This is a genomic window from Bacillus sp. 7884-1 (assembly GCF_002272245.1).
Lineage (GTDB): Bacteria > Bacillota > Bacilli > Bacillales > Cytobacillaceae > Neobacillus.
In genome coordinates this window covers 1-14,271 of record NZ_NPDD01000231.1, presented here as the reverse complement: position 1 = coordinate 14,271, position 14,271 = coordinate 1, and the positions used below count along the sequence as shown (strand labels likewise).

Here is a 14,271-nt window from a genome sequence, read left to right as displayed (position 1 = left end):
CTTGAAGAAGGATTAAGGTAAAATTCAATAAAATAGTTTGTACTATTTTCTAGAAAATCCCTTATAATTGTTTTGTACAAGGACATAATAGGGGTTTCACATCTATGAAAAAGCTTTTATTCTTTTATATTTTATCATTGGTTTTAGTTTTAGGGGCTTGTAACGAAAACAAGGAAACAGCCGAGGGGGAGGAAGCTCCCAAACAAGAAGTAAATAATTTGGAGGATATTATGACTTTTGAAGAGTTAACTAAAAACAAACCAACACTAGAATGGAAACAACGAATGGATGAAGATGATGACCTATTTACTGAAGAAAATATAAATGCAGCTAATGAGGTTCTCGAATCATACATCAATAGCCTAAAAGAGCTTAAAGATAATCCGAATGAGGAAGAAGTATTAGAATGTGTTAAAAAGGTAGTTATCAGTTTAAATGAACTAAATGACTATTATGATTACTTTATTGAAACAATTGAGAGAGAAGAACTATATGAGTTTATTATTGAAGCTGCACGTATAGCTGGCTTTGAGTCCGAAGAAGACATAACTGAAGAATGGAGAGAATGGTAAACCTATTTGAACTAATAGGGGTTTCTTTTAAGATTTGGTTGCTACGGCAACCTTTTTCATTTGTGCCCGCTAACGTGGCAGTTTAGTGAAAGAAGGAAATTCTTATTTTGAAGTTGAATTATAGTCCTATCACCTGGTAAGGAGAATTTTATGAAAAAAAACGTTCAAGTAATTGATGGTGCGATTAACAGTACGTTTGAAATTTATGAAGTGGATATTGAACTTTTTGATATACTGTTTCCAAATGGTAATGATATTGCATTTGGAAGTGATTTCCCAAACCTTGACGACACTGATTTCTATGAAAGATTTTACTCAAAAATGGTTGATAAGAAAAAAGTTAATGGTATTCACGGAACACTCCATCTTGAGGATATAGCAAAGGAAAGTTTTCCAAATAGAAAAGAAACAGACACTGGGATGCTTTGATGATTTCTTAAATGCTTATTAAGCTAACGGAGTGCTTTAACACAGTAACGGATAAAATTAATAAGCCTAAAATATGCAAGTTTTTATGCACAACTTGCATATTTTGGCTTTTATTATATTCAAAAAACATACTCCAATATATACAGCATTTTTTATTTACAAATACACCTAGAGGTTCCAAGACAAGACCTTAATCCCTTATCTATGGATACATATAAACAAAGATAAAAGGTGCACCATACGAAGGTTTTATTGCTGATACTGTATATAAGGTGCAGTTTAGTGAAATAAGGAATTCAGTTTATAAAGGGATTTTTACCGTTTAAAAAGAATAGTTAGTTGTTGAAATAAAAAAAGGGGGAGATTAAATGTTTCCTATATTAGAGACAGACAGGCTAGTATTAAGAGAAATAACAAAAGAAGATGCAGAAGGCATTTTCGATTGTTTTTCTAACGACGAGGTAACACGTTTTTATGGACAAGAAACATTAGAGAGTATAGAACAAGCAGAGAAATTTGTTGATTTTTTTTCAAAAAATTACAATGAAAAAAGAGGCATACGTTGGGGGATTGAAAGAAAAGGGACCAAAGGTATAATTGGAACAATTGGCTTTAATGCTTGGTTGCCTAAACATAAACGAGCAGAAATAGGGTACGAAATCCATCCAGAGCATTGGAGGAAAGGATATACTTCGGAAGCAGTATCTAAAGTTCTTTCATATGGCTTTGGTCTTATGAATTTAACTCGCATAGGTGCTGTTGTATTTATTGATAATGAAGCATCTAACAATTTGCTACTTAAAATTGGTTTTCAAAAAGAGGGAGTTTTGAGGGACTATATGTATCAAAATGGTGTAGCACACGATACATACGTCTACTCATTACTTAAAAATAGCAAGTAGTTAATTATGGGGGAGTGCAATGTCGAAAACATTGTTTAAGAGTCTTAGAATGAGGGGTAAATTGAAACATACTGCAAAACAAATAACCATACATTTAAGTGCTTGTTTTATTATTGGTGTTCTTTAGGAGTGATAGCAAAATATAGTGACACAGTCCCATCAAATGGTGTAATAGGGATGTTCTTTAGCTTCATTAGTGACATCACAACCAATTTAGGTATATGGGTTATTGTGCTAAGAGGGCAGAATACTTAAATTTTATGAATCAGGAGTGTGTTTAAACAACTCCTTTTCTCTTTTTATACATTACCCGCCATATTTATGGAAATAATAAAAAAAATATGTGATGGGGTTGGAAATTTATGGTAGAACACTTACCCAAAATAACATCTGCTGAAATTTGTACAATTGGATTATAAAGGTAGACATGATGATATTCCTCAATTCCATTTTCATAGAGAAGATTTAAAATGGTTATTTGAAATGGCCGAGAAAGCAGAGAGTTATGAACGATCATTAAGAACGATTGCACAAGATATGAATGGGAAGGAATCAACTGAACTAATTGCAATGGCAAGTAAGGCATTAAGAAATTAGAGTTATTGTTGCCACTTCAAGGTTTAAACTGAAACAAAACATTCATCATTTCTATTAGTAGCACCGCTCTTGGTAACCCCAGGAGCGGTGCTGCTTTTTAAATCCAGACGTATTCAAAAGTTACACTATTTCGATATACCCATCTGTTCCATTCACGCGAATTCGCTGCCCGTCTCTTATCAGTTTGGTAGCATTTTCCACCCCAACAACTGCTGGTAAGCCATATTCACGTGCGATAACGGCTCCATGTGTCATCAGTCCGCCAACTTCAGTGACTAGACCTTTTATAGATACAAATAATGGTGTCCAGCCAGGATCCGTAAAGGAGGTGACTAAGATATCTCCATCTTTTAAATCAGCATCTTCCATGTTTAAGATCACACGCGCCCGACCCTCTATTACTCCGGAAGAAACAGGGAGGCCTACGATCGCATTGTCTGGGAGATTTTCTCGTTTGTACTGACCCGTAATAATTTCACCATCAGATGTGATGACACGTGGGGGAGTTAATTTTTCATAAAATTTGTATTCATCTTTTCGTTTGGTGATAATTTGATAATCCAGTTTGTTTGTCCTTATGACTTCATGAAGCTCTTCAAAAGTGAGATAGTAGATATCTTCTTTTTCAGGTATAAGTTTGGCTTGTAAGAGTTGTTCGGCTTCTTTCAGTAGAGCCTTTTTATATACGAAGTAGCGATTAATCATTCCGTATTTTGGATATTCACGATATCCGATGGAATTCCGTAGTAGACGAATCATTTGTTTTGCCTCTTCGGCTTTTTGTTCACCATCCGGTAATTGCTTCAATCGATGTACTAACTCTTGTTCTTTTTTCAAAGCAACTTGCAGCCCTTGCTCAAATTTTCGTTTGCCAGCACCAGGCTCATATGTTTTGATGTTACCCAGCATCAACGGGACAAGTGTAGTGGGTTTTTCACTCCACCGTGTTTTCGTCAAATCGATTTCTCCTGCACATCGCATTCCGTATTTGTTGAGATACGCGATTATTGCATCTTGGATTTCCTGTCCACCATCAAACTTGACCAAATCATCCAAAAAAGTATCATCTTTTACCTGCTGTAAATATTCAATTACTTCCGGGTAAGGGCGAATCACATCGGCGACATCCAATAACGCCAGACCCATTTCCGAAGTAATATTGTTAGGTACAGATAAAGAAAGCGTGTCTGCAACGTTTTTTTCTCCTAACCACTCGTTCATTTTTTCATTAATCCATGAGGAAGTATTAAAAGCAGCCTTAATCACAGCCGAACTTTGTGGGTCAAATAAGATCTTCTTTAATTGCTGAATATCATCTAGAATAAAATCAAATAAATCCGAGCCTGATTTCATTTGGATGTTTTGTTTTAACTCCTCAATTGATGTTTGATTACTCTTAATTAAATTAGAAACGATGGTCGGAATGTTTTCGATTTCTGCCAGCATATTTGTATTGTTTCTGCTTGGACTCGGTGCATTTATATCATTTGATACTGATTTTATGAAATCTCCGCGCTCTAAAACGGTCATAAGTGCGTCTTTTATGAGCGGATCGTATTGACCCAGGGTATTTACTACCATTTCTAGCATAGGTGTGACATCCACAAACAACCTTCCACCAGCTGTACGCATGGGTGCAGGAGTCGTTAATAGGTAAAAAGACAATCCCAATGGACTCATGGGGTCGGTCATCATTTGTTGATGGCCAACAGATACATAGACGTGATTTTCTTGATCATTTGCTTTTGGAATGGGGTATAAAGTAGTGATGGGACGGCTCTGGACAAAATAAAAAGTATCATCAACCAAACACCATTCGATATCTTGTGGAGATCCAAAATAAGCTTCGATCTGTCTTCCGATGTGTGCTAGTTGTAAAATTTGTTGATCCGTAAGTGTTTGAGTGCTTTGCTGATCAGGATTGATCTGTTGTGTCACTACGCCGCCTTCGTTTAATCCATAGATAGCCAATTTTTTGGCTGCGATCCTCTTATCGACGATTTTATCTTCCTGTACTTTATAACAGTCGGGTGATACCAAGCCAGAGACCAATGCTTCACCAAGTCCGAAACTTGCATCGATGGATAGCAGCTTTCGGTTAGACGTTATCGGGTCAGCGGTAAATAATACACCTGATGCCTGTGGGAATACCATTCTTTGAACGATAACGGATAAAGAAATTTGACTGTGGTCAAATCCGTTTTGAATTCGGTAGATGACCGCGCGATCCGTAAATAGGGAAGCCCAGCATTTGCTGATATGCTCCAAGATTGCTTCTATTCCAATGATATTTAAATAGGTGTCTTGTTGGCCAGCAAAAGAGGCATGTGGTAAATCTTCTGCAGTCGCGCTCGAACGCACGGCATAAGAATGTTCATCGCCAAACTGGGAGAGATAGTGAGTAACTGCTTTCTCAACATTGGAAGGAATTTCTACCTCCAAAAGGACTTGTCGAAGCTTCCTGCTGATTTCACTAATTTGATTGCGATCCTCTACTTTTTGCATTGTTAGTTGTTCCAACAATGCTTGAAACGTTTCGTTTTGTTCGATGGCTTTCTGGTATCCCAGAGTTGTCACACAAAATCCTTCTGGTACTTGGATTCCTTCAATTTTTGATAATTTCCGTAAATTTAATCCTTTTCCGCCAACGAGCGAAAGCTGTGTATTTTCCATTTCCTGAAAACTGAGAACCAAAGAACTCATTCTACATCTCTCCTAAATGATCATTTTACCTGAGTCGGACCAGTGATTCCTCCAACCAATCAAATCTAAAGTTCTATTGCATTTTAGCAGTAGTAAATCAGAATAAACAGTCTATATTGCACATTACTTATCTGTTATAATTAAATTAGGGAGAGATTACTTTTCTAAAAAAGCATGACCTTACAACAGTAACCTAATACCCCGGTTCATCCCCATGAAACTTTTTTCTTAATCGAACAGACGGAGTATGTTTTAGAACAATGTGAAAAATATTAAGAAATAATTGCACAGGATAATAAACAACCCACCAATCGTCATGTTGGTGGGTTTATTTTTAGGAGAAGTTTTTACCTGAATTACCCTTCTGTTTTAAAATGTGGAGGCTCATTTAACCATGATTTCAGATATTCAATGAACTTTTTCGTAGCTGGAGCAAGGGTTTTAAAAGATGTAGCCGCAATACCAATTGTACGATAATTTTCTCCCTCTAACTTAAGAGTTCGAACGTTCGTTGGAACTCGATGTAAAACCATCTCAGGAAGTATACTGATTCCCAGACCATTTCTAACCATTGAAATAATGGCTTGGTCATCTGAAAGTTCAAATTTTATATTTGGAGTAACATTGTTTTCTTTTAAAATTCGTTTTAGGTCGTTATCGCTCCCTTTTTTCGACTTGATTAGAGGCTCTTCTTTGATCATTTCAAAACTAAGCTCATTTTGTTCGGCAAGAGGGTGTTCATTAGAGAGGATACAGAGCATTCTATCTTTTTTTAAGGGAATCATTTCAAAGTTTTGCGAAGTCGGTAGAGACACAAAACCAAAATCAACTAAACCAGTTGATATCCACTGCTCGACGGCATCATAATCCCCCTCCAGGAGTTTAACCTCGATAGTAGGGTGAGCCTCATTAAATATTTTCATGATTTCAGGGAGCCAGTGAATGGACACACTTGAAATCGTTCCAATCCGTACTGTACCGATTTCCAGCCCATTGATATTCGCTATTTCTTGAATCATTTCTTCGTTCCACTTTAGAATTTCACGTATGTACTTTAAGAGGCGCTCCCCGTTACTGGTCAAATGGATTCCTGAGCGACCTCGATTGAGTATGGAAAATCCCCATTCTGATTCGAGGCTGGTAATGGCATGACTCACAGCAGATTGACTTAAACCTAGTGTTTCACCGGCTTTCGTAAGGCTCCCTAATTCCACAACAGTACTAAATATCTCAAACTTAGCAAGAGACAGTTTGACCACTCCCTTTACATGAATTTTTTTCATGCTCATCTTCTAAAACATTCATTTTTCTAATTTTAATTTTACAATTATACTTATAAATAATCAATTTATGATAGGATAGGTGATCAGAAAAATGAATCAGAATAAATTGTCTGGGAGAGTAAATGGGATAGGATCAGACACTCAATTAAAAGCAGATTTCATGATGCTGATCGTTACTTTGATTTGGGGTTCATCTTATTTGTTTATGAAGATGGGTCTCGATTCTTTTCAAGGGTTTAATTTGATAGCATTACGATTTGGCATAGCCTTTATTTTAGCCGGAGCTGTATTTTACAAGCGTTTAATACATATTGATACTAAAACTTGTTTATATGGATTTTTATTAGGATCAATCTTGTTCTTCATAATGTCTGTTGTTACGATCGGATTGAAATTCACATCTATCTCTAATGCAGGATTTTTATTTAGTCTTTCAGTTGTATTTGTCCCATTGTTATTAGCGATCTTTTTTAGAAAAAAACCAGAAATAAAAGTTGTTTTTGGCGTGGGCGTCTCTATTACAGGAATTGCTCTTTTAACATTAAATAATGAATTATCAATTAATTCCGGAGACTTGCTAATCATCTTAGGTGCAGTATTTTATGCCATTTTCATCATTGTAACTGATAGGTTAACGAAAAATGTTGATTCCATCACACTGGGGATTTTACAACTCGGCTTTACTGGGGCATGGGGGGGAGTATTTTCATTATTATTCGAAAAGCCACATCTTCCTAACACAACGGAATCATGGGTTGCTATATTGGCTTTGAGCATACTTTGTAGTGCAATTGGATTTATCGGTCAAGCCTATGCACAAAACTATACCACACCAACGCACACAGGTCTTATATTTTCATTAGAACCCGTTTTCGCTGCATTTTTTGCTTTTATTTTTGTAGCTGAAACACTCCCAGTCAAAGGATACTTAGGGGCCATTCTTATCTTAATAGGTGTCTTAATGGCTAAGATCCATTTTAAAAAGCCCTTTATGAGAAAAAGATTCAATCAAACAGTTGACGGTACTGAAGCCTAGCTTACTATTCAATGTCATAATAGTAAACGTTATGCACTGGGAATTTGAACAAGAAAAAGTGCCAGCACCATACGATTTTTGGTTTGTGCCTGGCACTTCGTTACTTTTCAATTGGCATATTCAAACTTTCCGTTAGGATGCACGTTCATGCAAATATGTTTGAACATGCTGATTGGACTCTTTCCTTTGTAACGTCCGTACAAAAATATTATTAGACAAAAGAGAAACGATGATAAAGACCGTACCAAGGAGATCGAACATGGTGAAAGGGTTCCCTTGAAAGATCGAAATTATAGTGTTGTAACGGGAACAAAGTTAATGAACAACAGTCCATTTAATGGTGATAATATACTCACACCGATTTTCCATCCAAGCAACGCAAGGACGCCAGGGAATATTATCATAAACAATAAATGCGGGCTTACTGCTTTGATGTTACTTTCTGATGGGACGGATATATATCCAAACAGCGTTGCCCCTACTACAAGAACAACGGCCGTAATCGTTCCAAGTAAACAGCTTAACGTTGAATACCGCAATGCGGACCAACCGCTAAACTCACTACCACCCATCGTGTAAATGACCCATCCAATAACTACCATTAATATGAGCATGGAAGGTATAAAATGATCCGTTGCACCAAGAAATGCTTTAATATCACCTTTTGTAATACTACTCTATAAACCAATCAAATCAATGAGTTTGGCGATCAACTGATTCGGGTTAAATTTTCGTTCTAAGAAAATGCTTATCCAGTCGACAAAACCAAGAAAAACTATAGTTATAAATAACCCAATTTCCCTCGCGCTTTTTTGCTTTTGAACCATCGTGACGATACTGACACCCAAAGCTGCAGCAAAGAAAAGAATGAACCATATCACATTGAAGAACCTGCCTTTTGTTTCCCCTTAATTTGTTTCATCCAAGTTAAGAAAATAAGAAGTGAAGGGAAAATGATGGCGTAAAGTAACATGTATTCAAAATAATAATTATTGCTAAACTCCATATTTTCCAAAACATTGTCGAACCCTAGTGCGAGTCCAGAAATTAACAAAATTAGCGATATCGCAAGCCATGATCTATCGTTCACTCTAAATAATTGGCATAATCCCAGCACAGCGCCATAATAAGCAACGGAAAGCTTAATAAAAATAGCAACCAGCAAAATAAGTGCAATAGTCGATTCCAGGTTTTCGAAAAACGTCCCGATGTGAATCTCTGACACAATCAAAAACAAAGAGTACGTTTCATGAGAAGCGCGAGTGACGCCAAGCACTCCTATCGTAAAAAATACAATTAAACTGAGCAACAACGTTGCAAATACAACTCCAAGTATAAAGCTTACTTTGATTTTACTTCGGACATATGGAAACAGCATCATAAAGACGACGGAATCCATATAAGGAAAAGCGAGCAATGACCGGGTCTCTTTCATCGTTGTCCATACATTCATTCGGAACATTCCCTGAAACCGATCCCAATTCCATTCGTAAAGCGCTACAACGAATATAAAGAGAAATGTCAGAGTAACGAGGGGTAACAATAATTGGGTTGCTCTAGCAATCGTCTCAACCCCCTTGATTACTGCATAACAAATAATGAGTAGAAACATAACATGGAATACGGTTATAGGTGTACGGGGCATAAGGGTTACCTTCATGAAATCGCCTAGATTTCGAATTATTAAGGCGGAAAGATGCACAAAGTACCCTATATACAGCAGCGCGATCAGCCCGCCTATTCCCTTTCCGGCTGCCTTGGTACAAATCTGAATGATCGTGAGTCCTGGATAATGGTTAGCGAGCTTAATCCAGATAAGGGTCATAAGGACACCGGCTGCTCCTGCCCATAGAGGAACAATCCAGGCGTCTTGTTTGGCCAGGGCGATTAGCCCCCCGGGGCGGAAAAAAAATGAAGTCCCGAGCAAATAACCGAATATCAAGATAAAAAACTGCCCAGCGCTTATCTGACCTTTCTCCATCATTTACCCCCTTTATATGGATTGATGATTTCGCCAATATCGGTAATCTTGCTCTTTACGGAAAGCTGAAGCTTCGTTTGATTCCAAGCGTTTTTCTGCTTTTGTAAGACCTTCCACTCTTTGCCGCGTTTGTACTTGATCTTGTCCTCCAAGCCAAACAAGTCCCATTCTTTTCTTATGGAATCCTGATATAAATCGGTTGTTTTTTCTTGTACCTGTTTGTTAAAAGCTTCTATAATCTCAGCCATGTTTTCCAAGGTTAAGTCCTTCTTTTGTTCATTGTTCAAGATGACGAGACGGGTACTGATATCGATTTTCCAAACAGGGTCCCCGGAAATGATGTACAGGCGTTTATGGACTTTCGGTTTGGTTGCCTGAAGATCAACCTTGCGACCATTTACCGTCACCGACTCAAAAAACACCTCGCTTTCCCCTTTCAATAAAACGTAATAAACCATCTGCTTCAATTTCAATTTCCCAATCATTCGGTCATGCTTAAAAACAGCGCCGCCGCTCAATATGAGGTTCCCCTCGTTTGCATTGATCTGTTCATATCGGTCTGTCGTGGATAACGGCTCCGATCCGCTAAGTCTCAGCATAGGCATCACGGTTAGTACGGAAGTTTCCATATTTTCCACTAGATCTTTGATACGTGACTTCTTGCTTACTCTCCCGGTTGTTTCGGACTGGAACTCAATCAGAGACCGCAGAGAACGTCCCGGCAGTCTCTCTAATGGGGGGTATGTCATCATCACATCGGAAAGCGGCGAATCCGTAATGAATAAGTAAAGATTGGAGCGCCTATTGTACTGCCTCTCATATAAGTTGAGAAACGGTTGCAAGCCTTGCCTGGCGAATCGTTCGGTAATAATTTCCGACTGATACTGATCGGGAAACAGCATCCGCGGCAAAATTTCGGCCGCTTTCATCCCTAACTCCGCTATGCTGGGCGCCTGGACTCTATACGTATAAACGGGGGATTTGATGCCGGACACCTTTTGGGCAGCAACCGCCTCTGGATTGACAATTTGGTAATAGGCAATCATTTCGCGGGTGTCCGGTTCCAGATCTACTCCTACCAGCTCTCCGATCGCCAATTGATTAATCTCGACCTTATCCCAACATCCAGTTAAACAGCATAAACAGACTCCGATCATAATGATCTTTCTTTTGAACCCTTTCATGAGCTTCCCCTTTGTTTTCTCTTTGTTCGATTCATTTGAGGATAAGTTTTCATCCATGGTCGAGGCACTCTAACTAGGAGATCCTTCCAGTCAGTTAAGAAGGTCGGAGCAACTGGAGAAAGATAGGGGACGCCGAACGATTTAATCGAAGCCAGATGTACTACGGTAAACAGTACACCACATAATACACCAAACAATCCCATAAAACCGGCGAGTGCCATGTAGAAAAATTGAAGCAAACGTTGCGTAATGCCGAAGCTGTAAGACGGCGCCACAAAATTGGAGATGGCCGTGACAGCTACAACAATAACCATTGCCGCTGAAACGAGCCCTGCCGAAACCGCTGCTTCTCCCAATACCAACGCGCCAACGATGGAAATGGCCTGCCCAGCGATCCGGGGCATACGAAGACCTGCTTCGCGTAACACTTCAAACGTGACCATCATGAGGACCGCTTCAATAACAGCGGGAAAAGGGACCCCTTCTCGCTGTGCTGAGAGATTGATCAGAAGAGAATGAGGAAGAGTCTCCTGATGATAGGTAAGGACGGCAATGTAGAGAGCAGGAACGAATATGGCCAACATAAAAGAAAGCATTCGTAGCCATCGAAGGAGAGTAGCAATATCGGCTCTTTGATAATAATCTTCCGGTCCAATAAAAAATTGAAAAAAAGTGACCGGACCGACCAATGCACCTGGAGTTCCATCAACGAGCACACCAACCCTTCCTTCCAACAAGTGAGACGCCATAACATCAGGCCGCTCTGTTTTCAGCAGAGTAGAAAAAGGGGAAATTGTTTTATCCTGAATCCACTCTTCTATATAACCGCTGTCCAGTACGCTGTCGATCTCGATGGAATGAACGCGTTTTCGGAATTCATCCACTACTGCTACAGGGGCAAGTTTCTCTAGGTAAAGTAAGCTGACTTTCGTTTCGGTATCCGTACCAATTATGATCTGCTCAATCCGAAAATGAACGTTTTTGATTCGTTTGCGTAGGAGAGACAAATTGATCGAAATATCTTCTGTAAACCCTTCCTGTGGTCCTTGAACAGTAGATTCTATCAATGGCTCCGTTACGCTTCGATGAGGCGTCTTCGCTGCATCCAACAACAGCACTTGGGTTGTCTTTGAAATAACCAACAAACATTTTCCATTCAGTAAACCTAGAACACAGTGGTTGAAATCTGTGCTTACCGAAATAGAACTAAAGGGAATTCGGCTTTGCAACGTGTTTATGATGTTCTCAGATGAATCCAACTCTCTGTACAATAACTCTTCGGATAAGAAGTAAAGTAACTCATGTTCAATCTTATCTTTATCGACTAATGTTTCAATAAAAACACAAAAACCGTGAAGGTCTGGTGATAAGGTAAACGAGCGGTTAACCAGATCAGGCGGATTGTGTAGTGTGTCCATGATTTGGATAACAAAAGCTTTCGGATTGTTGCCATCATAGAGAGGATCATTGGTCTGATTCGAATCGTTCTTTTGCATAAGCGAGCTCCTCATTTTTTTCATTACATTTTTCCATTATTACCAACAAGATATAGAATATGCACTTATGAGGAATTCGGGAGGTTTGTATTTCGATGAATCAGTAACGCACACTTTTATATACGGGCTTTTTTAACAGGAAAGGTGGAGAAATCAAGTTTGAATTTCTTTTTACACAATCATTTTATAATTACGATCAGTTCGGGTATTTTGGAAATAGACAATATCCAATTTGAATCTGAAACTTTTTTCAAGTAACTAATAATACTAATGTATATGAAGATATGGAATTAGAACCATATAAAGATATAAAAGACTTAAGTGGAGGTAATATTACTTTCAATGAGTCGACTGGCGGCTGGAAATATAGACATGATAACCGGTGGTATATTACATAAAGACCATATAAGAACTTTTATAGTGTAGAGTACTATTTGTATTCGCAAAAGGATTAGTATGAATCGTAATGAAAAGGAAATAAATGAATCCGGTGATTATTTTCCGACGACGAAAATTGAAGAGAGATTAAAATAAAAAATCATTATATAATGATTGGACAAAAAATTTTGTTGACGTAGTAATAAATTATTTGGACATTATCCCTCAACATTATCTGCGGCATATAGCTTCCTCTGCTTCCTAGGTGCAGCAATCGCACTATTTATGGCTGCAAAACTATGTGATGTTTTAAATCCTCATGTTCCGTTCATGGTTGGAGCCGTTTTTGTTCTACTCTCTGCACAATTTGTCTGGTTTAATTATAAATACATTAAGCTTGTAAACAAGGTTTCATCAGGTCATTAATAATAATCGAAGGATCTGGCTACGTGGCAGATCCTTTTTCTAACTTCCATAATATAACTGACTCCCCTTTATTCATACCTGAATAGGATATATTGTTCTTAAAATATAGGGGGTTTATAGATTTGGATAAAAAGAAAAAACCAAGTTTTGGAATAGTTTCCTATTTAACAAGTCTCTCTAAAATGAAGACCATGAAGATGGAGTAAAATATGTTAACCTCCGGGGGCTTTCCCATGTGGGCGTGTATGTAGGAGAGGGTCAAATTATTAGCTTTGTCTAACTTTGAGTGAAGAAAGCTCTCTAGTTAATAAATAACAGCACGTAATAAAAAGCCCTCGATTCTTTTTATAAAAAGTCAAAGTTATGATGAATTGACTTGATAACAAAGAAGTACTAAACAATGTTATACATTATATAAGGCAAAATAGAAGGATAGATAAAAGCAGAACTTTATCAGTTTTATTATCCTTTTTTGTACTACATATGACCTCATTTACTACAACAACATTAAGATTTGACTACGATAAAATAAGAATTTCGTTATTCAACATAAGCGCACGATTGTTTAGTAACGCTTAGTAAGATAAATGATATTGTGAAAAAAAAATGGTCAATAATCATCCTTTAAAATTATTTATTTCCGTCATTATAAAAGGTAAGGCTTTTTTTATATATTGTTCTGCTGAAAGTGAACTATTATTTTCCCAATCCAAAGATGCTCCGTAAATTCCCCAACTCAACACAGTAGTACCAATTTTTAAGGCTTCCGAATCCAAGTTAAGTTGTTGTTTTAAAAATAGGGTATAAAATAATTCTCCCAGTTCTTTTTTTATGTTTTGTTCAATTATTGAATAAAAGGATTCCATACTTCTTCTACATTGTGAGCTATATTCTGTACGTTTTTTTGTATGAAACTTTGTTAATGTAAAAAAGATTTTTACAATAGTCTCTTCATTTAACTTATCATAATGATTCAAGTGTTTCACAATGCTTTCTAATATATCTTCTGTAATAGAGGCATCCATTAAGTCGTATTTATCTTGAAAATGAGCATAAAAAGTGGCACGATTTACGGTTGCTTCCTCCGTAATGTCCATTATTGTAATGTCTTTGAACTCCTTTTTTTGAGCTATTCTTTTAAAGGCATCCATTAACAATTTTCTTGTCCGTATAATACGTGGATCTACTTTTATCTCTTCCATATTTACCCCTCTCTTTTCTATGAATAGACAACAATTTAATTTGTTTGTTGTTTAGGCGATAATACACCAAAACTGATGATTG

The 14,271-nt window shown here is 37.5% G+C and carries 13 protein-coding genes; 5 read left to right on the top strand and 8 right to left on the bottom strand.

Annotation, left to right across the window (positions count from 1 at the left end; genetic code table 11):
- Positions 1-230: 230 nt before the first annotated feature.
- The 4 genes from CHI06_RS25220 to CHI06_RS25205 all read left to right on the top strand — a co-directional run bounded on the left by CHI06_RS25220 (position 231) and on the right by CHI06_RS25205 (position 2,500).
- Positions 231-572 (top strand): hypothetical protein, encoded by a 342-nt coding sequence (locus CHI06_RS25220; RefSeq protein WP_095251372.1) that lies wholly within the window; start codon positions 231-233, stop codon positions 570-572.
- A gap of 150 nt (positions 573-722) precedes the next feature.
- Positions 723-1,001 (top strand): hypothetical protein, encoded by a 279-nt coding sequence (locus CHI06_RS25215; protein WP_095251369.1) that lies wholly within the window; start codon positions 723-725, stop codon positions 999-1,001.
- A gap of 368 nt (positions 1,002-1,369) precedes the next feature.
- Positions 1,370-1,903, top strand: a complete 534-nt coding sequence (locus CHI06_RS25210) for a GNAT family N-acetyltransferase (protein ID WP_095251367.1) — start codon at positions 1,370-1,372, stop codon at positions 1,901-1,903.
- Between the two features lie 408 nt (positions 1,904-2,311).
- Positions 2,312-2,500, top strand: coding sequence for a hypothetical protein (locus CHI06_RS25205; protein ID WP_095251365.1), 189 nt, complete (start codon positions 2,312-2,314; stop codon positions 2,498-2,500).
- Positions 2,501-2,620: 120 nt separating this feature from the next.
- Here the strand turns inward: CHI06_RS25205 and ppsA are convergent, their stop codons facing one another.
- Both ppsA and CHI06_RS25195 read right to left on the bottom strand, forming a co-directional pair.
- Complete coding sequence (gene ppsA, locus CHI06_RS25200) at positions 2,621-5,203, bottom strand: phosphoenolpyruvate synthase (RefSeq protein ID WP_095251363.1); 2,583 nt, start codon at positions 5,201-5,203, stop codon at positions 2,621-2,623.
- A gap of 356 nt (positions 5,204-5,559) precedes the next feature.
- Positions 5,560-6,453 carry a LysR family transcriptional regulator gene (locus CHI06_RS25195; RefSeq protein WP_095251370.1) on the bottom strand — a complete coding sequence of 298 codons (894 nt, stop codon included), beginning with the start codon at positions 6,451-6,453 and terminating at the stop codon, positions 5,560-5,562.
- Between the two features lie 124 nt (positions 6,454-6,577).
- On the opposite strand from CHI06_RS25195, the gene CHI06_RS25190 reads away from it, so the two are divergent.
- Positions 6,578-7,522, top strand: coding sequence for a DMT family transporter (locus CHI06_RS25190; RefSeq protein WP_095251361.1), 945 nt, complete (start codon positions 6,578-6,580; stop codon positions 7,520-7,522).
- A gap of 290 nt (positions 7,523-7,812) precedes the next feature.
- Here CHI06_RS25190 and CHI06_RS30055 read toward each other — a convergent pair whose 3' ends face one another.
- From CHI06_RS30055 to CHI06_RS25165, 6 genes are all read right to left on the bottom strand, one after another.
- On the bottom strand, positions 7,813-8,094 hold the full coding sequence (locus CHI06_RS30055; protein ID WP_179292782.1) for a hypothetical protein: 282 nt from the start codon (positions 8,092-8,094) through the stop codon (positions 7,813-7,815).
- Positions 8,095-8,199: 105 nt separating this feature from the next.
- Positions 8,200-8,403: a hypothetical protein gene (locus CHI06_RS30050; protein ID WP_179292781.1), complete on the bottom strand. Its 204-nt coding sequence runs from the start codon at positions 8,401-8,403 to the stop codon at positions 8,200-8,202.
- Positions 8,400-9,503, bottom strand: coding sequence for a GerAB/ArcD/ProY family transporter (locus tag CHI06_RS25180; protein WP_095251360.1), 1,104 nt, complete (start codon positions 9,501-9,503; stop codon positions 8,400-8,402). Before CHI06_RS25180 ends, CHI06_RS30050 begins: the two co-directional genes overlap by 4 nt.
- Positions 9,503-10,687: a Ger(x)C family spore germination protein gene (locus CHI06_RS25175; RefSeq protein WP_257009451.1), complete on the bottom strand. Its 1,185-nt coding sequence runs from the start codon at positions 10,685-10,687 to the stop codon at positions 9,503-9,505. The genes CHI06_RS25180 and CHI06_RS25175 overlap by 1 nt, the downstream gene beginning before the upstream one ends.
- On the bottom strand, positions 10,684-12,183 hold the full coding sequence (locus CHI06_RS25170; RefSeq protein ID WP_095251356.1) for a spore germination protein: 1,500 nt from the start codon (positions 12,181-12,183) through the stop codon (positions 10,684-10,686). The genes CHI06_RS25175 and CHI06_RS25170 overlap by 4 nt, the downstream gene beginning before the upstream one ends.
- A 1,421-nt stretch (positions 12,184-13,604) precedes the next feature.
- Positions 13,605-14,189 carry a TetR/AcrR family transcriptional regulator gene (locus tag CHI06_RS25165; protein WP_095251354.1) on the bottom strand — a complete coding sequence of 195 codons (585 nt, stop codon included), beginning with the start codon at positions 14,187-14,189 and terminating at the stop codon, positions 13,605-13,607.
- Positions 14,190-14,271: the final 82 nt, after the last annotated feature.